At 76.7% G+C, this 20,697-nt stretch carries 17 protein-coding genes; all 17 read left to right on the top strand.

Features of this window, described 5'->3' with window-relative positions:
- Positions 1–96 precede the first annotated feature (96 nt).
- The 17 genes from AB0C99_RS07045 (at position 97) to dhaK (ending at position 20,694) form a co-directional block, all read left to right on the top strand.
- Entirely contained in the window at positions 97–3,318 is a 3,222-nt protein-coding gene (locus AB0C99_RS07045) for a hypothetical protein (RefSeq protein WP_362470486.1), read from the top strand.
- Complete coding sequence (locus AB0C99_RS07040) at positions 3,315–4,010, top strand: DUF4255 domain-containing protein (RefSeq protein WP_362470483.1); 696 nt, start codon at positions 3,315–3,317, stop codon at positions 4,008–4,010. The genes AB0C99_RS07045 and AB0C99_RS07040 overlap by 4 nt, the downstream gene beginning before the upstream one ends.
- Positions 4,011–4,468: 458 nt before the next feature.
- The gene (locus AB0C99_RS07035) at positions 4,469–6,508 is read left to right on the top strand and encodes an ATP-binding protein (protein ID WP_362470774.1); all 2,040 of its coding nucleotides are present in this window, start codon (positions 4,469–4,471) and stop codon (positions 6,506–6,508) included.
- A gap of 159 nt (positions 6,509–6,667) precedes the next feature.
- Complete coding sequence (locus tag AB0C99_RS07030) at positions 6,668–8,251, top strand: phage tail sheath subtilisin-like domain-containing protein (protein ID WP_362470480.1); 1,584 nt, start codon at positions 6,668–6,670, stop codon at positions 8,249–8,251.
- Positions 8,252–8,292: 41 nt separating this feature from the next.
- Entirely contained in the window at positions 8,293–8,733 is a 441-nt protein-coding gene (locus AB0C99_RS07025) for a phage tail protein (RefSeq protein WP_362470477.1), read from the top strand.
- Positions 8,730–9,206 carry a hypothetical protein gene (locus AB0C99_RS07020; protein ID WP_362470474.1) on the top strand — a complete coding sequence of 159 codons (477 nt, stop codon included), beginning with the start codon at positions 8,730–8,732 and terminating at the stop codon, positions 9,204–9,206. Before AB0C99_RS07025 ends, AB0C99_RS07020 begins: the two co-directional genes overlap by 4 nt.
- Entirely contained in the window at positions 9,203–9,361 is a 159-nt protein-coding gene (locus AB0C99_RS07015) for a DUF6760 family protein (RefSeq protein ID WP_362470471.1), read from the top strand. The genes AB0C99_RS07020 and AB0C99_RS07015 overlap by 4 nt, the downstream gene beginning before the upstream one ends.
- 1,440 nt (positions 9,362–10,801) lie before the next feature.
- A complete protein-coding gene (locus AB0C99_RS07010) occupies positions 10,802–12,181 on the top strand; it encodes a hypothetical protein (protein WP_362470468.1) in 1,380 nt (459 codons plus the stop codon).
- 34 nt (positions 12,182–12,215) lie between these two features.
- A complete protein-coding gene (locus AB0C99_RS07005; protein WP_362470466.1) occupies positions 12,216–12,641 on the top strand; it encodes a phage tail protein in 426 nt (141 codons plus the stop codon).
- Between the two features lie 42 nt (positions 12,642–12,683).
- Positions 12,684–13,424: a LysM peptidoglycan-binding domain-containing protein gene (locus AB0C99_RS07000; protein WP_362470464.1), complete on the top strand. Its 741-nt coding sequence runs from the start codon at positions 12,684–12,686 to the stop codon at positions 13,422–13,424.
- A complete protein-coding gene (locus tag AB0C99_RS06995; protein ID WP_362470461.1) occupies positions 13,421–15,238 on the top strand; it encodes a VgrG-related protein in 1,818 nt (605 codons plus the stop codon). Before AB0C99_RS07000 ends, AB0C99_RS06995 begins: the two co-directional genes overlap by 4 nt.
- A gap of 74 nt (positions 15,239–15,312) precedes the next feature.
- Entirely contained in the window at positions 15,313–15,630 is a 318-nt protein-coding gene (locus tag AB0C99_RS06990; RefSeq protein WP_362470458.1) for a PAAR domain-containing protein, read from the top strand.
- Positions 15,630–16,052: a GPW/gp25 family protein gene (locus tag AB0C99_RS06985; protein ID WP_362470455.1), complete on the top strand. Its 423-nt coding sequence runs from the start codon at positions 15,630–15,632 to the stop codon at positions 16,050–16,052. The genes AB0C99_RS06990 and AB0C99_RS06985 overlap by 1 nt, the downstream gene beginning before the upstream one ends.
- Positions 16,052–18,022 (top strand): putative baseplate assembly protein, encoded by a 1,971-nt coding sequence (locus AB0C99_RS06980; protein WP_362470452.1) that lies wholly within the window; start codon positions 16,052–16,054, stop codon positions 18,020–18,022. The genes AB0C99_RS06985 and AB0C99_RS06980 overlap by 1 nt, the downstream gene beginning before the upstream one ends.
- Positions 18,019–18,594, top strand: coding sequence for a phage tail protein (locus AB0C99_RS06975; RefSeq protein ID WP_362470449.1), 576 nt, complete (start codon positions 18,019–18,021; stop codon positions 18,592–18,594). The genes AB0C99_RS06980 and AB0C99_RS06975 overlap by 4 nt, the downstream gene beginning before the upstream one ends.
- Before the next feature lie 268 nt (positions 18,595–18,862).
- Positions 18,863–19,630 carry a zinc ribbon domain-containing protein gene (locus tag AB0C99_RS06970; RefSeq protein ID WP_362470446.1) on the top strand — a complete coding sequence of 256 codons (768 nt, stop codon included), beginning with the start codon at positions 18,863–18,865 and terminating at the stop codon, positions 19,628–19,630.
- Positions 19,631–19,701: 71 nt separating this feature from the next.
- Positions 19,702–20,694: a dihydroxyacetone kinase subunit DhaK gene (gene dhaK / locus AB0C99_RS06965; RefSeq protein WP_362470443.1), complete on the top strand. Its 993-nt coding sequence runs from the start codon at positions 19,702–19,704 to the stop codon at positions 20,692–20,694.
- Positions 20,695–20,697 lie beyond the last annotated feature (3 nt).

Below are 20,697 nucleotides of genomic sequence, written 5' to 3'. Positions count from 1 at the left end.
GGTGCGGCCCCCGCGGCCCTGCCGGGCGGCCTGCGGGGGCGGGCAGGGTGGCGGGGTCGTAGGACCCCGCTGCACCGGACTGTGAGGTGGACCGTGATGAGCACGGGCGGCTCCGGCGGCCGACGGCACCGCTGGGGAAGGGTCGGCGCGCCCATGCTGCTGCTGGTCCCCCTGCTCGCGGTGACCGCGGCCTCCGCCCCCGACCGGGCCGAGGCCGGGCCCCGGGCGGCGGCCGACGCGGGCGAGGTCCGGATCGCGTACGCCGGGACCCGGCACCGCAGCCTGGGCCGGGTCACCAGCGGCACCACCAGCGCGCCGCTGTTCGGCGAGGGCCCGGCCCATCTGGACGTGCAGCCGGCCGCACTGGGCGACCGGCTGGTGTTCGCGAGCCGCCGGGACGAGGCCGCCCCGCAGATCTATCTGCGGGCGGCGGACGGCGCGGTGTCCCGGCTGACCGCCGGCCTGGACGCGGCGAACCCGCGGCTCACCCCCGACGGGCTGGCCGTGGTCTTCGACGCGGCGGCGCCCGGCGGCGGACAGCGCGACCTGTGGCGGGTGGGCACGGACGGGACCGGGCTCACCCGGCTCACCGACTCCCCCGCGAACGAGGAGCACCCGACGGTGTCGCCGGACGGGACGCGGCTCGCGTACGCGAGCGACGCGGACCCGGCGCTCGGCCGCCAGGTGTACGCGCGCCCGCTGGCCGGCGGCGACGCGGAGCTGGTCAGCGACCCGGGCCAGGGCACGGCCGGGGAGCCGGTGTGGAACCCGGTGGACGACCCGGCGCACCGGGACCTCATCGCGTACACGGCGAACGGGCCCGGCGGCCCCCGGCTGCGGTGGACGGACGGGACGGGCGCCGGGCGGACCGGCGGGCCGCTGTTCGCCGGGACGCCGGAGCAGTGGCGGACCCACGGGGCAGCGTGGCTGCCCGACGGGAACGGGGTGCTGTTCCTCAGCCCGGACCGCACCTGCGACTGCGAGGGCGACTGGGACCACGTCTTCCGGGTGACCGCGCGCACGCAGGACACGCCCTCGGTGGTGCTGAGCGAGGACCGGGAGGTCGGCTCGCCCACCTGGCTGGGCCCGCAGGAGGGCGGCGGCGCCGTCGTCGAGCGGGTGTCGGCGCGCGGTCCGCACGAGGTGACGGTCCAGGACGTACGGTCGGACGGCGCCGATCCGCGCGACCTCGGCCGGGCGGTCCTGAACGAGGACCCGGCCGCCGACACCGAGACCGATCCGACCCGCGACCCGCTGTTCCGGCCCGCGCCGGGCTTCGACCCGTGGACCGAGCGCCAGACGTACACGCCCGACGGGCGCGGCCTCGTGTTCACCCGCTTCGAGGGCGCCCCGGACACCAGGACCGAACGGATCTGGACGGCGGACGCGGACGGCGCGAACGAGCGGGTGCTGCCGCTGGCCGGGCGGGGGCCGCGCGACTGGGACACCGATCCGACGTTCTCCCCCGACGGGCGGCTCCTCGCCTTCACCCGGACCTCGCCCGGCGGTGTCGGCGACGCCTCGGGCCCGGCGCGGGTCCTGATCGCCGACGCGGCGACCGGGGAGCTGCGCGGCGAGATCGTGCCGCCGGACGGGCAGGCGGCGGGCGGCGACGCGCAGCCGACCTGGTCGTCGGACGGCACGACGCTCGCGTTCACCCGCGCCCAGGTGATCGACGGCGTCGGCGGGAACAAGCACGTGTGGACCGTGCCGGTCGACCGGCTCGGCGAGCAGCGCGACCTGAGCGCCCTGATGTGCCCGGCGGGCTGCCGGGTGATCGACGACAGCCCGGCGTTCTCGCCGGACGGCACCCTCGTCGCGTTCAACCGGAAGAGCGGCGGCGGCCTGGTCGACCAGCGCGCCGGGCTGCTGCTGGCGACCCTCGACGCGGGCGGCGGGGCGCCCGGCTGCCGGGTGCTGCTGCCCGCCGCCGCCCGCGACCTGCCGGGGGCCTGCGGGCGGGAGCTCCCCGACACCACGTACACCGGGCCGTTCCAGCCCCGGGACGCCGCCTGGACCTCCGACGGGCGGAGCCTGGTGTTCAGCTCGCGGGCGGCGCTCGCCGCGAACAGCCCGGAGAAGCTGCGCCTGGTGGACGTGGCGACCGGCGCCGTGACCCCGCTGACCGCCGGGCTGCCGGGCCGTCAGAAGGAGCCCGCCGTCCGCCAGTCCGTCGACCTCGCCGTGCGGGCGCCCGGCACCGTGCCGCCGCTGACCGTCGGGGTGCCCGGGACCGTACGCGTGGAGGTCGTCAACCAGGGCCCGGCGGCCTCGCCCGGCACCCGCCTCACGTTCGACGCGCCGGCGGGCCTCACCGTCACCGCGCTCGGCGCGCCCGGCGCGGTCTGCGACCCGGCGGCGCGGAGCTGCGCGCTCGGGGTGCTGGCGCCGGGGGCCGTGGTCCCCGTGGACGTGACGTTCACCGGGACGGTGGCCGGTGAGCAGGCGGTGGACTGGTGGGTGACGGGGGCGGTGCTGGACCCGGCGCCGAGCGACAACACGGGCCGCACGCTGGTGCCGGTGCGGGAGCCGGCACCCCCGACGACCCCGCCGACCACGCCGCCGCCGACCACCCCCGTACCGACCACTCCGCCGCCGACGACACCGCCTCCGACCACCCCGCCGACGACGACACGGCCCCCGACGACGCCGCCGGTGCCGCCGGAGCCGCGCGCGGGGCCCGGGGTGCGGATCTCGGTCCGGCCCCAGCCGGGGTACGTGGGCGGGCGCGTCGTCGTCACGTACACCGTCGGCAACGGACGCCAGGCCCTCGCGACCGGGCTGCGGCTGCGGATCGGGCTGCCCCGGGGCGTCCCCCGCGACGGGCCGCCGCCCGGCTGCGACACCGGCTGGACGTGCGCGCTGCCGGACCTGGCGCCCGGCGCCCGCGCGGTCGTCCGGGTCGTCCTGAGCCCCGACCGGGCCTTCTCGGCGGTCGTCACCGGCGTGCTCACCACCACGGGCACGGACGCCGACCCGCGCGACAACACCGCCCGGCAGCGCGTCCGGGTGCTCCAGCCGCGGATCGTGGCGGTGCCGCCGATCGGCAGGCCCGGCTTCGTGACCTCGGTGCGGGGTACGGACTTCCCGCCGGGGGTCCCGGTGCGGTTCGCCTGGCGGCCGGGCATCACCGCCGCCGCCGCGCCGACCGTGCCGGGCCCGGACGGCTCGTTCGCCGGGCAGCTCCTCATCCTCGCCAAGGACCTCCCCGGGCCTCGGACGATCACCGCGAGCGGGCCGGGCTTCGGCCCGGTGCGGACCGACTTCCTCGTCGTCTCCGGCACGGTCCAGCCGCCCGACTGGGTGAGCCGCCGGTGATCGACGAGGTGGACGAGGCGCTGCGCCGCCTCCTCGCGGAGTCCGGGCTCGCGGCGGCCGGTGTCGAGGTGGCCTTCGACGCGCCGACCCGCGACTGGGCGGCCCGCCGCAGCACGCCCACGGTCTGCGTGTTCCTGTACGACATCCGCGAGGACCACACGCGGCGCGGCAGCGGGGCGGGCGAGGTGTACGACGAGGCCGGGTTCGTCGTCGCGCGGCGCGGCCCGCCGCGCTGGTTCGAGCTGACGTACCTGGTGTCCGCGTGGGCGGGGCGCCCCGAGGACGAACACCGGCTGCTCTCCCGGGTCCTGGTCTGCCTCACCGCCCGCGACGAGCTCCCGACGCACCTGCTGGGCGGCACGCTCGCCGAACTCGGCCTGCTGGTCCCGCTGGACACCGGCGCCGGGGGTCCGGACGCGCCGTCCGCCTCGGACGTGTGGTCGGCGCTGGGCGGCGAGCTGAAGCCGTCGATCGCGCTACGGGTCCGGGCCCCGCTCGCCTCCCTCACCCGCCTCACCGCGCCCCCGGTCACGGAGGGCCTGGTCATCCGCTCGGACCCGGCCGACGACACCGCCTCCCGCCGCCTGCGCTACACGGAACTCCCGCCCCCCGCCCCCGAAGAGGGCTTCGCCGCCCCCCGCGACCGCCCGCTCCCCCCGGCCCGCCGCAGACGAGGAGACCGCCGCCCGTGACCGACACCGCCCACGACGTGGCCGCCACGGGGCGGACGGGACACCCGGACCGGGCCGGGACACCGGGTCCGGCACGCCGCTCGGGCCCCGGCCCGGACCCGGTCGGGCCGCCCGCTCCCGGGGCGGCCGGACCGGCCGGACCGGCCGAACTGACGCCCCCGGACCTCGGACCGACCGCCGGCCCGGGGCGGGCGGACCCGCCGAGGGCGGGGCGGGCGGCGGCGGGCGGACCGGCGGCGGGCGGGCAGGCCGGGCCGACGCCCCCGGACCCCGGACCGGCCGGACCGACGCCCCCGGACCTCGGACCGACCGCCGGCCCGGGGCGGGCGGACCCGCCGAGGGCGGGGCGGGCGGCGGCGGCCGGACCGGCGGCGGGCGGTGGGCCGCCGGCGGAGCCCGGCCTCGGGCGCCCGCCCGCGCCGGACGGCGCGGGCGCGGTCCCCCACCTCTGGCGGCGGCTGCTCGTCGTCGAGGAGCGGGTGCGGCGGGCCGTCGGGGTCCGGGTCGCCGTCGACCCCGATCCCGACGATCCGTACCGGGGACGGTTCCTGACGCCTGAGGCCGTCGCGCGGGTGCTGGACCCGCCGTACGACCCCCGGCTCCCCGCGCTCGCCCCGGATCCCCCGCCGCCCGGCTCGCCGCTCGGCGGGCTCGTGGCGCGGTTCGGGCTCGCGCCGGTGGACGTGGACCTGCTGCTGGTCGCGCTGGCGCCGGACCTGGACGCCCGCTTCGAGCAGCTGTACGGCTACCTCAACGACGACCTGGGCCGCCGCCGCCCCACCGTCGGGCTCGCCCTCGACCTGTGCGGGCACTCCGGCGTCCCGGCCGCCCGCTTCCGGCTCGGGCCTGCCGCGCCGCTCGTCGCGGGCGGCCTCGTCGAGGTCGCCGAACCCGAACGCCCCCCGCTGTCACGGGTCCTGGTCGTGCCCGACCGGGTCACCGCGCACCTCCTCGGCGACACCACCCCCGACCCGCTGCTAGCCGGAGTCCTCGGGCCCCCCGCCGAGGACCCGGCCGCCGACCCCGCCGCCCGGGACCGCGCCGCCGCCGCGTCCGGTCTCGGCCACGTCCACCTGCGGGCGCTCGGCGGCGGCGACCCGGCGGGCCTCGCCGTCGCCGCCCTGCGCGCCCGCGGCCTCGGCGCGCTGCCGCTGGACGCGGCGGCCCTCGGGCACCGCCCGGCCGACGCGCTCGCCCCCCTCGCCCGGACCGTCGCCCGCGAGGCCCGCCTGACCGGCGCTGGTGTGCTGCTGGGCCCGCTGGAGGAGCTGCCCGACCGGCCCGGAGAGCGCGCCCGGGTGCTCCGTACCGTAGCCGCGGAGCTGCGCGGGATCCCGCTGTTCACGTACGGCTCCGGCGACTGGGACCCCGCCTGGGCGCCGGACGCGCCGGTCGTCCTGCCGGTCCCCGCGCCGTCGCCCGAGCGGCAGGCGGCACGCTGGCGGCACGCCCTCGCGGACGCCTCGGAGCGGTACGGGGACGGGGGCGGGCAGCACGCCCCGGACGACGCCGGGCCGCTCGCCCGGGCGGTGGCCGCGCACCGCCTCGACGCGGGGCAGGTGCGCCGGGCCGCCGGTGCCGCCGTGCGCGCGGCGGCCCTGGACGGGCGGCCCGTGTCCCCCGGGGACCTGACGACCGCCGTACGCGCGCAGAACGGTGCCGGGCTCGCCCGGCTCGCCCGCCGGGTGGAGCCCGCCGTCGGCTGGGACGACCTGGTGCTGCCCGCCGCCACCCGCCGCCGTCTGGAGGAGCTCGCGGTGCGGGCCCGGCACCGCGACCGGGTGCTCGGCCGGTGGGGGATGCGGCCCGGCGGGGGGCGCGGGCGCGGGGTGATCGCCTTGTTCGCGGGCCCCTCCGGCACCGGCAAGACGATGTCCGCCGAGGTCGTCGCGGCCGACCTGGGCATGGACCTGTACGTGGTGGACCTGTCCACGGTCGTCGACAAGTACGTCGGGGAGACCGAGAAGAACCTGGAGCGGATCTTCACGGAGGCCGCCGCCGTCAACGCGGTGCTGCTGTTCGACGAGGCCGACGCGGTCTTCGGCAAGCGCGCGGAGGTGAAGGACGCGCACGACCGGCACGCCAACATCGAGTCGGCGTACCTGCTCCAGCGGATGGAGTCCTTCGACGGCATCGCCGTGCTCACGACCAATCTGCGCGCCAACCTCGACGAGGCGTTCACCCGCCGCCTGGACGTGATCGCGGACTTCCCGCTCCCCGACACGGCCCAGCGGCTCGCCCTGTGGGAGCGCTGCCTGGGCGGGCGGCTGCCCCGCGCGGCCGACCTCGACCTCGGCTTCTGCGCGGACCGCTTCGAGCTGGCCGGCGGCTCGATCCGGGCCTGCGCGGTCACCGCCGCGTACGCGACGGCCGCCGCCGACGAGCCGCTGACGATGGAGCGGCTGGTGACGGCCGTCGCGCAGGAGTACCGCAAGCTGGGCCGCCTGGTCCTGGAGGGCGAGTTCGGGCCGTACCTGGCGCGGGTCGCGGAAGCGTGAACCGGCGGGGGCAGCGGGCGCCCTCCGAGGGCAGCGCCGGTGCCCCCGGCCTGGTCCGTGCGCCCCTGCCGCCACCGGCGCCCGCCGGAAAGGCTGGTACGGCGCCGATCACCGCGTGCCGCCGCCCGTACCGGCGGCGAGCCGACCGAAGGAGCGACCATGCCGACGTACCTCACCCCCGGCGTGTACGTGGAGGAGGTGCAGTCCGGTGCCCGCCCGATCGAGGGGGTCGGCACCGCCGTCGCCGCGTTCGTCGGCTTCGCCAGGAGCGGGCCCTTCCACGAGCCGACGCTGGTCACCGGCTGGGAGCAGTTCAGCCGCCTCTTCGGCGGCTTCGCCCCGGGCGCGTATCTGCCGCTCGCCGTCCACGGCTACTTCGCCAACGGCGGCGGGGCCGCGTACGTCGTCCGGATCGGCGGCCCCGCGCGGGACGCGGGCACGGCGGACGGCACCTCCGGCGAGCGGGCCCGGGAGCTCCCGGCGGCCCCTCCGGTCGAGCTCGGCGGCTTCCTCGTCGCGGCCCGGCCCGGTGCGGCGGGCGTGTCCGTGGAGATCGCCGACCCGGAGGGCGAGAACCCGCCCGAGGACCGCTTCCGGGTGCTGGTCCGGCAGGACGGGCAGGTCGCGGAGACGTACGAGGTGTCCACCCGCCGCAGCGTCAAGGGGTACTTCGTGACCCAGGCGCGCGGCTCGCGCCTGATCGAGGTCGCGGAGCGGCCCGAGGCCGCCGCCCAGCCCCGGCCCGCCGCGCAGACGGTCGCCCTCCCGGACGCCCCGGACGCCTCGGCCGCCCCCGCGCGGCCCGCGCCGGACGCCGGGGCGGGCACGGCGCCGCTCGACCCGGCCGAGTACGTGGGCGACGCCGAGGCGCGCACCGGCTTCGCGGGCCTGGAGACGATCGACGAGATCACCATGGTCGCGGTGCCGGACCTGATGAGCGCGTACGAGCGCGGCGACATCGACGCCGAGGGCCTGCGCACGGTCCAGCTCGCCGTGATCGCGCACTGCGAGCAGATGGGCGACCGGGTCGCCGTCCTCGACGCGCCCCCCGGGCTCTCCGCCCAGCAGGTGCGGCGCTGGCGCAACGACGAGGCGGGCTACGACTCGCGCTACGCGACCCTGTACTACCCGTGGCTGCGGGTCTTCGACCCGGCCGCCGGCCGCAACACGACCGTCCCGCCGAGCGGGCACGTCGCGGGCGTGTGGGCGCGCAGCGACGCCGAGCGCGGGGTGCACAAGGCGCCGGCCAACGAGGTCATCCGCGGTGTCGTCGACCTGGACATGCGGCTGAGCAAGGGCGAGCAGGACCTGCTGAACCCGATCGGCGTCAACTGCGTGCGGGCCTTCCCCGGCCGAGGCATCCGGATCTGGGGCGCCCGCACCCTCTCCTCCGACCCGGCCTGGCGCTACCTGAACGTACGGCGCCTCTTCAACTACCTCGAAGAGTCCATCCTGTTGGGCACCCAGTGGGTGGTCTTCGAGCCGAACGACGACCGGCTGTGGTCCAGCATCCGGCGCAACGTCACCGCGTTCCTCACCGAGGAGTGGCGCCGGGGCGCGCTGTTCGGGCTGACCGCCGCGGAGGCGTTCTACGTGAAGTGCGACCGGGAGAACAACCCGCAGGAGTCGATCGACCAGGGGCGGGTGGTCTGCGAGATCGGCGTCGCACCGGTGAAGCCGGCCGAGTTCGTGGTGTTCCGGCTGGCCCAGTTCTCCGACAGCACGAGCCTCGTCGACGAGTGAGCGACGAGCACCGAGCAGCGAGTAGAGAGGTGTAGACGTTCATGGCAGAGGGCGACGCGCTTTCCACCCATGTCTTCGGCGTGCAGCTGGGCGGCTATCTGGTCGAGTCCGTCCAGGAGATCAGCGGACTGCGCGTCGAGGAGGAGGTCGTCGAGGTCCGCCAGGTCAGCTCGACGGGCAAGCAGATCATCCGCAAGCAGCCCGGCGCCCGGCAGGCCGGCGAGATCACGATCACCCGGGGACTCGACAAGAGCAGCGAGTTCACCAGGTGGATCAAGGAGACGCTGAACAACGGCGCGGTCGACACCGCGCGCCAGAACATCACCATCGAGATCAAGGACAGCACCGGCGAGACCGTCCGGCGCATCCAGCTCATGCAGGGCTGGGCGTCGAAGTGGGAGGGCCCCTCCCTCAAGGCGGGCGAGTCCTCCGGGGCCACCGAGACCGTGACCATCGTGTTCGAGGAGATCATCGTCGAATGAGGCGCCGTACGGTGACGGCGGGCAGCCTGGAGGAGATCCTCCAGGCCACGACACCCGCCCCGACGTCCGAGCAGCCGGCCCCCGCGCAGCGGCGGGACCACGGGCTGCGCACCGACTTCGAGTTCGAGCTGCCCCGCGGGTACGTGGACGAGGACGGCACCCTGCACCGGCACGGCGCGATGCGGCTGGCGACCGCCCGGGACGAGCTGCGCCCGCAGATCGACCTGCGGGTCAAGGAGAACCCGGCCTATCTGAGCGTGGTGCTGCTCAGCCAGGTCATCACCCGGCTCGGCACGCTCACCGACGTGCACGCGGGGATCGTGGAGCGGATGTACGCGACCGACGTCGCCTTCCTCCAGGACTTCTACCGGCGCGTCAACAGCGAGGGGCACACCCGCGCGGCCGTCACCTGCCCGCACTGCGAGGGGGCCTTCGAGGTCGACCTCTCCGGTGGGCGCCTGGGGGAATCGTGACGTACGCGCTCCCCCGGCTCCGGGAGGAGATCGCGTACATCGCCTACCACTTCCACTGGCAGCGCGACGACATCCTCGACCTGACCCACGGCGAACGCCAGGACTGGGTCACCGAGATCGCCCGGATCAACACCCGTGTGAACGAAGGCGGTTGACGCATGGCATGGCGGGACAGGCTACGGCGGCGGCGCACCGGGGCCGCCCCGTCGCCGGAGGCCCCGGCGGCGCGGCCCGACACCGGTGTGCCGCCCGACTGGGACGGCGGCTGGCGCGGGACACCGGCCCCGCGCCTGACCGTCTCCCGCGCGCCGCTGGCCGTGAGCGACGGCCTCGTCTTCCGCGACGGCCTGACCGCCTGGCAGAACCCGAGCTTCGACGCGGGCCTGGCCCACGCGGTGACCCCGACGGCCCCACCGGGCCTGATCCACGGCGTGACCCGCCACACGACGACCTCCCTCCCCCACACCACCTCGGGCCCGCTCCTGCTGCGCGCACTCGCGCGGGCGGGGGAGGCGCCGGAGCCCGGGGAGAGCGCCGAGGAGGCCGCCGCGACGCCGTCGCCTACGGGGCCGGGGCCGGCTCCGGTCGCGCGGCGGGCGGCCGGGCCGGGGTCGGCACGCCCGGCGCCGGTATCGCTGCCGGGGCCCGCGCGGGGCGGGCCCGGCGGGGACAGACCGGAGACGCCGCCGATCGTGGCGCGACGGTCGGCGCCGGAACGGGACAGGGCGGTACGGCCGTCCGCGCCCGGCCGGGCGGACGGAGGCGAGCCGGAGTCGGTGCCGAGCGCGGCGCGTCGGCCGGGACCGGAGGCGACCGTACGGCCGTCCGCGCTCGGTCAACCCGCCGCGAACGGACCGGAGTCGGCGCCACCCGTGGCGCGCCGGACGACGCCGGGACGAGAGGCAGCCGTACGGCCGTCCGCACCCGGTCAACGCGACCCCAAGGGATCGGAATCGGCGCCGCCCGTGACGCGCCGGTCGACGCCTGAACAGCAGGCGATCGCACGGCCGTCCGCACCCGGTCGACCCGACCCGAACGGAACGGAATCGGCGCCGCCCGTGGCGCGGCGGCCCGCGCCTTTGCAGGACGCCCCTCTACACCCGTACGAGCCCGGCCAGGCAAGCGGGAGCGGACCGGAGGCGATGCCGAGCGCGGCACGCCGGTCGGCGCCGGAACGGCAGGCGCCCGTGCAGCCGTCCGCGCCCGGTCAACTCGGCCCGAACGGAAGGGAATCGGTGCCACCCCTGGCGCGACGGACCGCGCCGATACAGAACGCGCCCGGCCGCCCTGCCAATGCCGATCGGGCCCGCGCGAGCGGATCGGAAGCGACTCCGAGCATCGCGGGATCGGAGGGGACCGAGCGGCCGGGGGCGGGCGGATCGGAGTCGGCGCCGTCCGCGGCGCGGCGGCCCGCGCCCTCGCGGGACGCGATCGTGCGGCCGTCCGAGCCCAGTCGAGCGAAGGCGAGCGGACCGACGACGCCACCCACCGTCGCGCGGCGTCCCGCACCTGCGCAGGACGCGCCCGGACCGGAGACCGCGCCGGAGCGAGGGACGCCCGTACAGCCGTCCGAGGCCGCCGGAGCAGGCGGGAGCATGTCGGAAGCGGCACCGGCGCCCGGGCGAGAGGCGACGACACGGCCGCCCGAGCCCGGTCGATCCGGCGCGGGTGGAACGGAGACGCCGCCGACCGTCGCGCGCAGGACCGCGCCGGAACGCGGGGCGTCCGGCCGGAGCGGGCCGGAGACGGCCCCGCTGGTCCTGCCGCAGGCCACGCCGCAGGACGGCGACCGGAACGGTCCGCCTCCCCCGCGGGCCCGCACCGCGACCGGCCCCGGCGCCGCGTTCGAGGCGCCGGTGGTGGCGCGGGCCCGCGCGAGCGACCCGCCGCCGCCCGGACCCCGCGCATCGACCCCCGCCGTGGCGGCGCCGCCCGCGCCCGGCGACACCGGTCGGAGCGGACCGCTCGACGCGCCTGTCGTCGAGCGGGCCTCTGCCGCCGAGCCGTCACCGTCCGGCCATCCGGCCCCGCCCACCACCACCCCCGCGACCGGTGAACGCCCGCTCGTCGCACGGGCCGTCACCGACGTCCCCACGGCCGATACGGGAACTCGTCCGGGAGAGCCGGCGCGGCGGAGCGTGCCCGTCGTGGCTCCGGGCAAGACGGCGGACCGCGTCCGGCCCCACGCCGTACCCCCCGCGCCCCTGATGCCCAGGCGCCGCGTCCCCGCCGTGCCCGTCATGGACGCCGTACGCGCCACTCCTGACGTACGCCCACACCAGCGGCCCGACACGCCCGACACGCCCCTCGTCTCGTCGCCTCCCACCCCGGAGGTCGCCGAGGCGGTCCCGGCCGAGCCCCCGCGTACGCGGCGCGGGCTCGGGGCGCCCTTGGCAGCCCTGCCCGCGTCAGTGCAGCGGGCCGGGCAGGCCAAGCCTCGGCCGGTCGCCCCGCCCGCACCACCACCCCCACCGACGACGGCGACCCCACCGGCCCGGCGGTACGACGAACCCCTCCCGCTCGTCGTGCCGGAGCCCGCGTCCGGGCCCGGCCCCGGCGCCCGGCCGCCCGGGCAGCCCCTGCTGCGGCTGCTGGCCGCGCGGCCGCTGCCGCTGGGCCTGGACGCCGGAGGCGGTGGCGGACGCGGTACGGCGGAGGCGGCCGGCCCGGTCGTCGCCAGGCGCCCCGCGCCCGCGCCGACGCCGACGCCGCCGGTGGAGGCGCCCCGTACCCCCCTCCCGGTGACCGCCCCGCCCGCCCCGCCCGCACCAAGCCCCCCGCCGCCACCGGCGCCCGCCGCCCGCCCCGCGCGGCCGGTGCAGGCGGCCACCGGGGCGCGCGGGACGCCGCAGGGGGCCGACACCGAGCTGGACGACCTCGCGCGGCGGCTGATCGACCCGGTCTCCCGGCTGCTGCGCACCGAGTTGCGGCGCGGGCGAGAGCGCGCCGGGAGGCCCTTCGACGGACGGCGCTGACACAACGGACGGACGAGAGACGGAAGGCGGACCGATGACCGACAGCATCTTCGCGACCAGCGTGTTCTTCCGGCTGGCGATCGGCGGCAACGACCTGGGCGCGTTCCACACCTGCTCCGGCATGGGCGCCGAGGTCGAGATGGAGAGCTACGCCGAGGGCGGCAACAACGGCTTCACCTGGCAGTTGCCGGGCCGGGTGACCTGGTCGAACATCACGCTCACCCGGCCGGTGACCGCCGACACGGCGAAGATCGGGCGCTGGCTGGACGAGACGCTGCGCCGGGTCGAGCCGAAGGACGGCGAGATCGTGGCGCTGCGCCCGGACCTGAGCCGGATCATCAGCTGGCAGGTGTTCGGGATCGTGCCGGTCCGCTGGCAGGGCCCGTCCTTCGACCCGGCCCGCTCCGAAGCGGCGGTGGAGACCCTGGAGATCGCCCACGCGGGCCTGCTGCCCACCTGAGAACCGCCGTCCCCCTGCCCCCCGGAAAGGAACCGCACGGTCATGTCCTCCTCCGCCCGCGCCGGCCGCGCCAGGGCCCAGCTCACGCTCAAGGAGCCCCCCGCCTCGGTCGGCGCCAAGCCCGGCGGGACGATCGCGCGGCTGGACCTCCAGTTCAACCCGGCGTCGCTGGAGCTGCGCAAGACCACCGAGTGGCGGCGCTCGCCGTCCCGGATGGCCGGCCAGTCCGCGCTGCCCGAGTTCGTGGGCAGCGGCCCCCGGGCGCTCAGCCTGGAGGTCTTCCTCGACGCCACCGCCACCCACGACAACTCGGTGGAACAGGCGGTGGAGAAGCTGATGAAGGCGTGCGTGCCGACCCCGGCGAGTCTGGGCCGGAAGAAGCCCGCGAGCCCGTGGGTGCGCTTCGAGTGGGGCAACGCGCGGACGACCTCGTTCGACGGGGTCCTGTCGAGCCTGTCGGTGTCGTACACGCTGTTCGACGTCGACGGGAAGCCGCTTCGGGCCACCTGCGCGCTGTCCATCGAGGAGGCGAGCACCGATCCGCCCGGCCAGAACCCGACGTCGGGTTCGCGCACCGCGCGCAGTACGCACACGGTGGTGGCGGGCGACAGCCTGGCGATGCTCGCCTGGCACGAGTACGGGGACGCGACGGCGTGGCGGCCCATCGCGGAGGCGAACGGGATCGACGACCCGATGGCGCTGGTCCCGGGCACAGAGCTGGTGGTGCCCGGGCTCCGGGACGCGGACGGGGACGCATACGAGCACGCGGAGGGCCGGGGATGAGCGGGTTCGAGACCGGGGGGCGGTCGTTCGCGGCCGATCCGATCGTGGCGGCGCCCGGTGAGCTGCCGCCGGTGTGGGCGGCCCAGTTGGTGAGCTGCGTGGTCGACGAGAACCTGGCGCTGCCCGACACGGCGGTCCTCACCTACCGCGACCCCGACCACGAGTTCCTGCGCGCCACCGGCATCACGATCGGCACGCCGCTGACGGTGTCGGTGGTGACGGCGAAGGGGCAGGCGCGGGAGCGGCTGTTCCACGGCGAGGTGACGGCTCTGGAGCTGGACCGGGACCGGACGGGTTCGTTCACGGTCGTGCGGGCGTACTCGAAGGCCCACCGGCTCCAGCGGGGCCGCCGGGTCGTGGCGTTCCGGAACATGACGGCGGCGGCGATCGTGCGGAAGGTCGCGGCGGGGGCGGGGCTGGCGGTCGGGACGGTGGAGGCGGCGCCGGTGACGTACCGGCAGCTGTCCCAGGCGAACGTCTCCGACTGGGACTTCCTGCAGTTCCTCGCCGGGGAGAGCGGGGCGCGGGTGCGGGTGGACGACAAGGGGCTGCTCCAGTTCACCCGGCCCACACCGGCGTCGGGGGCGCCGGATCCGGCCACGCCGGCGATCCGGAATCCGCTGGTCCTGGAGTACGGGCGGAACCTGCTGGCGCTGCGGGCGGTGCTGTCGGCGGCCGACGGGGCGGCGCGGGTGCGGGTGCGGGGCTGGGACGTGACGACGAAGCGGCCCCTGGTGGCGGAGCGCCCGTCGGTGGTGAGCGACACGGTGGTGCCGGGGCTGGCGCCGGGGACCGCCGCCCGGTTCGGTTCGCCGACGGTGACGGTGACGGACACCCCGTACCGTACGCAGGCGGAGACGACGGCGGTGGCGGGGGCGATGGCGGCGCAGGTCAGCGCCGGTTTCGGGGAGTTGGAGGCGGTGGCGGAGGGCAATCCGCTGCTGCGCGCGGGGAAGGCGGTGGCGCTGGGGAACGTGGGTCCGGAGTTCTCCGGCCGGTACACGGCGACGGCGGTGCAGCACGTCCTGGAGCCGCACGGCGGCTACCGCACGACGGTGTGGGTGAGCGCGAGCGCGGACCGTTCGCTGGCGGGCCTGGTGACGGGGGCGGGCGCCCCGGCCCGGGGGCCCCGGATCCCGGGGCTGGCGATCGGGGTGGTGACGGACGTGCGGGAGCCGGACGGCTCGCAGCGGGGCGCGGTACGGCTGCGCTTCCCGTGGCTGGACGACACCTATGTGACCGACTGGGTGCGTACGGTCCAGTGGGGCGGGCGGGGCGGCGGCGGGGTCGTGAGCCCGGAGGTGAACGACGAGGTGCTGGTCGGCTTCGAGCAGGGGCTGCTGGACAGCCCGTACGTGCTCGGCGGCCTGTACAACGGCGTGGACGCGCCGTCGCCGCACGACGTGCCGCTGGTCGACGCGACGAGCGGCCGGGTCAACCGGCGCTCCTTCGTCTCCCGCTCGGGCCACCGCGTGGAGCTGCTGGACGCCCCGGCGCCGGGCCCTTCGGGGCTGCGGCTGGTGACGGGGGACGAGCGCCTTGAGGTCCGGCTGGACGACCGGCAAGACCGGATCGAGCTGACCGTGTACGCGGGCCGGAACCGCCCGGTGAGCTCGGTGCTGCTGGACCGGGACGGCATCACGCTGGACGCCCGGCAGGGGACGGTGAAGGTGTCGGGCCGGGAGGTCGACATCGACGCGACGGCGGGGCTGCGGGTCGGCGGGCGGACGGTCCGGGTGGCCGGCACCGCGGACGTGACCGTGGACGGCGGCCTGCTGGCGGTCCTGAAGGCCCGCCTGATCCGCATCAACTGAGCCTGGTCCCCCGCACCCCACTCATCCCTCTCACCCCACTCACCCCCGTTCACCGAGTCTTCTAGGAGTGCCCGATGCCAGCCGCGGCCCGTACCGGCGATCCCACCGACCACGGCGGGCGGATCGCCACGCCGCCGCCCGGCGCCGCCGTGAGCGTGGCGACGGTGCTGATCGGCGGGCTGCCCGCCGCCGTGGTGGGCAGCCTGCACGTCTGCGTGGTCCCGCCGCACGTCGCGCTGGGCCCGGCGAACGTGGTGCTGCCCGACCCGTCCGGACTGGCCACGGGAATGGTCCTGATCGGCGGGCTCCCGGCGGCGCGGGCCCGGGACCGGACGGCGTGCGGGGCGATGATCCTGACCGGCGCCCCGGACGTGCTGATCGGGGGCGTGTGATGAGCGAGCGGTTCATCGGGCGCGGCTGGGGCTTCCCGATGCGGGTCGGGCCGACCGGCGGGATCGTGATGGTCGAGCGGGAGCGGGAGCTGGAGGAGGCGATCCGGCTGGTCCTGGGGACCGCGCCCGGGGAGCGCCCGATGCGGCCGGAGTTCGGCTGCGGCATCCACGAGTACGTGTTCGCGCCCGGCGACGGCGACACGGCGGGGCGGGTCGCGCAGCGGGTGCGCGAGGCGCTGGAGCGATGGGAGCCGCGGATCGTGGTGGACGAGGTGGTCGTGGTCTTCGACTCCGTCGACGCGGGCACCTTGTACATCGACGTGCGCTACACCGTCCGGAGCACCAACGACCTGCGCAATCTGGTCTTTCCCTTCTACACGATCCCCTCCGAGGAGGGGACCGGGAATACGGTCGGCGACTGATGGCCCTGCCTTCCCCTAATCTGGACGACCGCCGTTTCCAGCAGCTCGTCGACGAGGCGAAGCGGTATGTGCAGCAGCGCGCGCCGGAGTGGACGGACCACAACGTGTCCGATCCCGGCGTGACCCTGATCGAGACGTTCGCCTATCTGGTGGACCAGCTGCTGTACCGGCTGAACCGGGTCCCGGACAAGAACTACCTGGCGTTTCTGGACCTGTTGGGCATCCGGCTGTTCCCGCCGTCGGCGGCGGTCGCCGAGGTGGACTTCTGGCTGTCGGCGCCGCAGCCCGACGCGGTGACGCTGCCGGCGGGCACCGAGGTGACGACGGTGGCGGGCGGTGCGGACGAGACGGGGGACGAGGGGGTGGTGTTCGCGACGGCCGAGCGCCTGCGGATCGTGCCGGCGGAGCTGACGCGGATGGTGACGGCGCCCAGGGGCGGCGCGCAGACGGATGTGACCGGGGCGCTCGCGGAGGGGCGGGACGTGCCGTGTTTCCAGGCGGCGCCGCAGCCGGGCGACGCGCTGCTGTTCGGGCTGCCGACGGCGGTGCCGCGCTGCATCGTGGCGGTGCGGCTGGACAGCCGGGTGCGGGGTGTCGGCGTCGATCCGCGCCAGCCGCCGCTGGTGTGGGAGGCGTGGGACGGGGCGGGCTGGCGGCGCTGCGAGACGGGCGCGGACGGCACGGGCGGGCTGAACCGGCCGGGCGAGGTGATCGTGTACGTACCGGCCGGGCACACGGCGTCGGTGGTCGCGGGGACGCGCGCGGGCTGGCTGCGCTGCCGGGTGACGGAGCCGGAGCCGGGGCAGCCGTTCTACTCGGAGTCGCCGACCGTGCGGGAGGCGGCCGTGTTCACGGTCGGGGGCACGATGACGGTGGAGCACGCGGAGACGGTGACCGACGTGCCGCTGGGCGTCTCGGAGGGGGTGGCGGGGCAGAGTTTCCGGCTGGGCCGGCCGCCGGTGCTGCTCGACGGGGAGCCGCCGGTGGTGGAGGTGTCGTCGCCGGAGGGCTGGGAGCGGTGGGAGCCGGTGGAGCACTTCGGGCGTTCGGGTCCGGCGGACCGGCACGTGCGGATCGACGCGACGCTGGGCGAGTTCACGTTCCCGCCGGTGCTGCGCGAGCCGGACGGCACGTTACGGGCCCGGGGCGCGGTGCCGCCGAAGGGCGCGCGGGTCCGGGTGGCGCGCTACCGGACCGGCGGCGGTCCGGCGGGCAACGTGGCGCGGGGCGCGATCTCGGTGCTGCGGAGCTCGGTGCCGTACGTGACGCGGGTGGTGAACCGGGAGGCGGCGCGCGGCGGGGTGGCCGGGGAGACGCTGGACAACGCGCGGCTGCGAGCCCCGGAGGCGCTGCGGATGCAGGAGCGGGCGGTGACGGCGGAGGACTACGAGATCGTCGCGCGCCAGGCGGCGCCCTCGGTGCGGCGGGTGCGCTGTCTGCCGGCGGGCGGCGGGCCGGGCGCGGTCCGGGTCCTGGTGGTCCCGGACGCGGTGCCGGACGAGGAGGACCGGCTGCGCTTCGAGCAGCTGATCCCGTCGGAGCAGACGCTGCGGACGATCACCGCCGCGCTGGACGAGCGGCGCCTGATCGGTACCCGCCTGGTCGTGGAGCCGCCGTTCTACCAGGGTGTGACGGTCGTGGCGCGGCTGTCGGCGCCGCCGGACGCGGCGGACCGGGTGCGGGAGGCGGCGCTCGCCGCGCTGTTCCGGCACCTGGATCCGTTGCGCGGCGGCCCGGACGGGACGGGGTGGCCGTTCGGCCGGCCGGTGCAGTACGGGGAGGTGTTCGGCGTGCTGCAACGGGCCGTCGGGGACGTGCTGGTGGAGGAGATCAGGCTGTTCGCCGCCGACCCGGTGACCGGGCGGCGCGGCGCGCCGGTGGACCGGATCGACCTGGACGCGGGCGCGCTGGTGTTCTCGTACCGGCACCAGGTCGTCGTGACGGCACGGACCGAGGACGGGTCCCGGTGAACCGGGCGGCGGTCCCGGGGCTGCCGAGCCGCTACCCGATCGGGGGCCAACTGCCCGCGCTGTACGCGGAGGACGACTTCGCGCAGCGGTTCACGGCGGGCCTGGACACGGTGCTGGCGCCGGTGTTCGCGACCCTGGACAACCTGCCCGCCTACTTCGACCCGCGACTGGCCCCGGCGGACTTCCTGGCCTGGCTGGCGACCTGGGTGGGCGGCGCGGACGACCCGGGCTGGCCGGAGGACCAGCGGCGCGAGGCGGTGGCCCGCGCGGTGGAGCTGCACCGCCGCCGCGGCACCCGGCGGGGCCTGGTGGACGCACTGCGGCTGGTCCTGGGTGTCGGGGCGGAGGTCGGCGGCGACGGCGGGGCGGCCTGGTCGAGCACCCCGGGCGCCGCGCTGCCGCCGCCCCCGGCGGACGAGGTGCTGGTCCGGGTGTGGCCGCTGCGCGAGCCGACGGTGGACGCGGACCGGGTGCGGGCGCTGGTCCGCACCCTGTGCCCGGTGCACACGGCCTGCCGGGTGGAGGTCCTGGCGGGCCCGCCGACCGGCGAGGGAGACGAGAACGATGCGTGAGTGCCCGGCGTGCGGCACGCCGAACGAGGAGACGGACGACTTCTGCGGCAACTGCGGCGCGTACCTGGACTGGCCGGACCGCACACCCGCACCCGCACCCCACCCCCGGCAGGAACCCACCCCCACCCCCGAGCCCGACACGACCCCCCGGGAGCCCACCACCCCCCGCCGGCCCCCCACACCAAGTCCTCCCGCAAGCCCTTCCTCAAGCCCTCCCACACCCCCTCCCCCCTCCCCCTCCCCCTCCCCCTCCCCGTCCCCCTCCCCCGTGCAGCCGGCGAGGGCGGAGGTGGCGCGGCCGCGGGTGCGGGCGGTCCCGGCGGAGGAGGAGACACCCGGCTCCCCCTGCCCGGCGTGCGGCACGCGCAACGCGCCGGACCGCCGCTTCTGTCGCCGATGCGCGGCCCGTCTGGACCCGCCCGCCGAGGCGCCGCCGCTGCCGTGGTGGCGCACGGTCTGGCCGTTCCGGCGCAGGGTCCGGGCGGGCTCGGGGCGGGCCGTGCGGCTGCTGGTGATCCTGGCGGTGCTGCTGGCCCTGTGCGCGGCGGGGCTGTTCCTCCTCCCGGCGGGCCGCCGGCTGGTGGAGGACACGCGGGACAAGCTGGGCAAGGCGAAGGCGGTGACGCCGACGCTCGTACGAGCGAGCGGCGAGCTGGCCGGGCACCCGGCGGGCGACACGACGGACGGCCTCAGCAACCGCTACTGGGGCGCGCCGGGCGCGGGCGCCTCGGTGACGTACACGTTCGGCAGGCCGTTCCGCCTGGTGGACGTGATCATCACCAACGGGGCCTCGCAGGACCCGGAGGAGTACGCGGCGCAGGGTCGGGCCCTGCGGATCACGATGGAGGTGACGACGAAGGAGAACACGACGACACGCACCGCCCTCTCCCTCGCCGACAAGCCGGGACCGCAGACCTTCGCGACGGGTGTGAGCGACGTGACGCAGGTCCGTCTGGTCCTCGACGGGCCGGCCGGGCTGTCGAAAGGCCGCCATCTGGCCCTGGCGGAGGTGGAGTTCTTCCAGCGAAGCTCCTGAGAAGGCCGCGCCCGCGCACCCGAGCTGCGAGGATCGTGATCAGCGACTTGTCTGCTCACGAGGAGGCGTCAGTGAGGATGTTGATCAATGTTCCGGAGACGGTCGTCTCGGACGCGCTGCGCGGGATCGCGGCGGCGCACCCCGATCTGAACGTCGACGTGGAGAACCGGGTGGTGGTGCGGCGGGACGCGCCGGTGGCCGGGAAGGTGGCCCTGGTGTCGGGCGGGGGCTCGGGACACGAGCCCCTGCACGCCGGGTTCGTGGGGCCGGGGATGCTCGCGGCGGCGTGCCCCGGGGAGGTGTTCACCTCGCCGGTGCCGGACCAGATGGTGCGGGCGGCGGCAGCGGTGGACAGCGGAGCCGGGGTGCTCTTCGTGGTGAAGAACTACACCGGTGACGTGCTGAACTTCGAGATGGCCGCGGAGCTGGCCGAGGACGAGGGCGTGCAGGTCGCGAAGGTCCTCGTCGACGACGACGTGGCCGTGACCGACAGCCTGTACACGGCGGGGCGGCGCGGCACGGGGGCGACGCTGTTCGTGGAGAAGATCGCGGGCGCGGCGGCCGAGGAGGGCGCGCCGCTGGAGCGGGTCGAGGCGATCGGGCGGCGGGTGAACGAGCGGTCCCGGAGCTTCGGGGTGGCGCTCGGCGCGTGTACGACCCCGGCGAAGGGCTCGCCGACCTTCGACCTGCCGGACGGCGAGCTGGAGCTGGGTGTCGGCATCCACGGGGAGCCGGGCCGTGAGCGGCGCCCGATGATGACCTCGGGGGAGATCGCGGACTACGCCGTGAACGCGGTTCTGGACGACCTGCGCCCCAAGGGCCCGGTGCTGGCGCTGGTGAACGGGATGGGCGCCACGCCGCTCCTGGAGCTGTACGGGTTCAACGCGGAGGTGCAGCGGGTGCTCGGGGAGCGCGGTGTCGCGGTGGCCCGCACGCTCGTCGGCAACTACGTGACGTCGCTCGACATGGCGGGCTGCTCGGTGACGCTGTGCGAGGCGGACGAGGAGCTGCTGCGCCTGTGGGACGCGCCGGTGCAGACGCCCGCGCTGCGCTGGGGCCGGTGAGCG

It is taken from the genome of Streptomyces sp. NPDC048659 (assembly GCF_040650575.1).
GTDB lineage: Bacteria > Actinomycetota > Actinomycetes > Streptomycetales > Streptomycetaceae > Streptomyces.
The sequence above is the reverse complement of the archived record's forward strand: the minus strand, read 5'-3'. Positions and strand labels throughout refer to the sequence as shown.

What these genes read in the sequence shown, in the direction of transcription:
- AB0C99_RS06985 (WP_362470455.1), top strand. Translation starts at nt 15,630, where the DNA reads ATGAGCGAGCGGTTCATCGGGCGCGGCTGGGGCTTCCCGATGCGGGTC.
- AB0C99_RS07020 (WP_362470474.1), top strand. Translation starts at nt 8,730, where the DNA reads ATGAGGCGCCGTACGGTGACGGCGGGCAGCCTGGAGGAGATCCTCCAG.
- AB0C99_RS07005 (WP_362470466.1), top strand. Translation starts at nt 12,216, where the DNA reads ATGACCGACAGCATCTTCGCGACCAGCGTGTTCTTCCGGCTGGCGATC.
- AB0C99_RS07045 (WP_362470486.1), top strand. Translation starts at nt 97, where the DNA reads ATGAGCACGGGCGGCTCCGGCGGCCGACGGCACCGCTGGGGAAGGGTC.
- AB0C99_RS06990 (WP_362470458.1), top strand. Translation starts at nt 15,313, where the DNA reads ATGCCAGCCGCGGCCCGTACCGGCGATCCCACCGACCACGGCGGGCGG.
- AB0C99_RS07025 (WP_362470477.1), top strand. Translation starts at nt 8,293, where the DNA reads ATGGCAGAGGGCGACGCGCTTTCCACCCATGTCTTCGGCGTGCAGCTG.
- AB0C99_RS07000 (WP_362470464.1), top strand. Translation starts at nt 12,684, where the DNA reads ATGTCCTCCTCCGCCCGCGCCGGCCGCGCCAGGGCCCAGCTCACGCTC.
- AB0C99_RS07030 (WP_362470480.1), top strand. Translation starts at nt 6,668, where the DNA reads ATGCCGACGTACCTCACCCCCGGCGTGTACGTGGAGGAGGTGCAGTCC.
- AB0C99_RS07010 (WP_362470468.1), top strand. Translation starts at nt 10,802, where the DNA reads ATGTCGGAAGCGGCACCGGCGCCCGGGCGAGAGGCGACGACACGGCCG.
- AB0C99_RS06995 (WP_362470461.1), top strand. Translation starts at nt 13,421, where the DNA reads ATGAGCGGGTTCGAGACCGGGGGGCGGTCGTTCGCGGCCGATCCGATC.
- AB0C99_RS06980 (WP_362470452.1), top strand. Translation starts at nt 16,052, where the DNA reads ATGGCCCTGCCTTCCCCTAATCTGGACGACCGCCGTTTCCAGCAGCTC.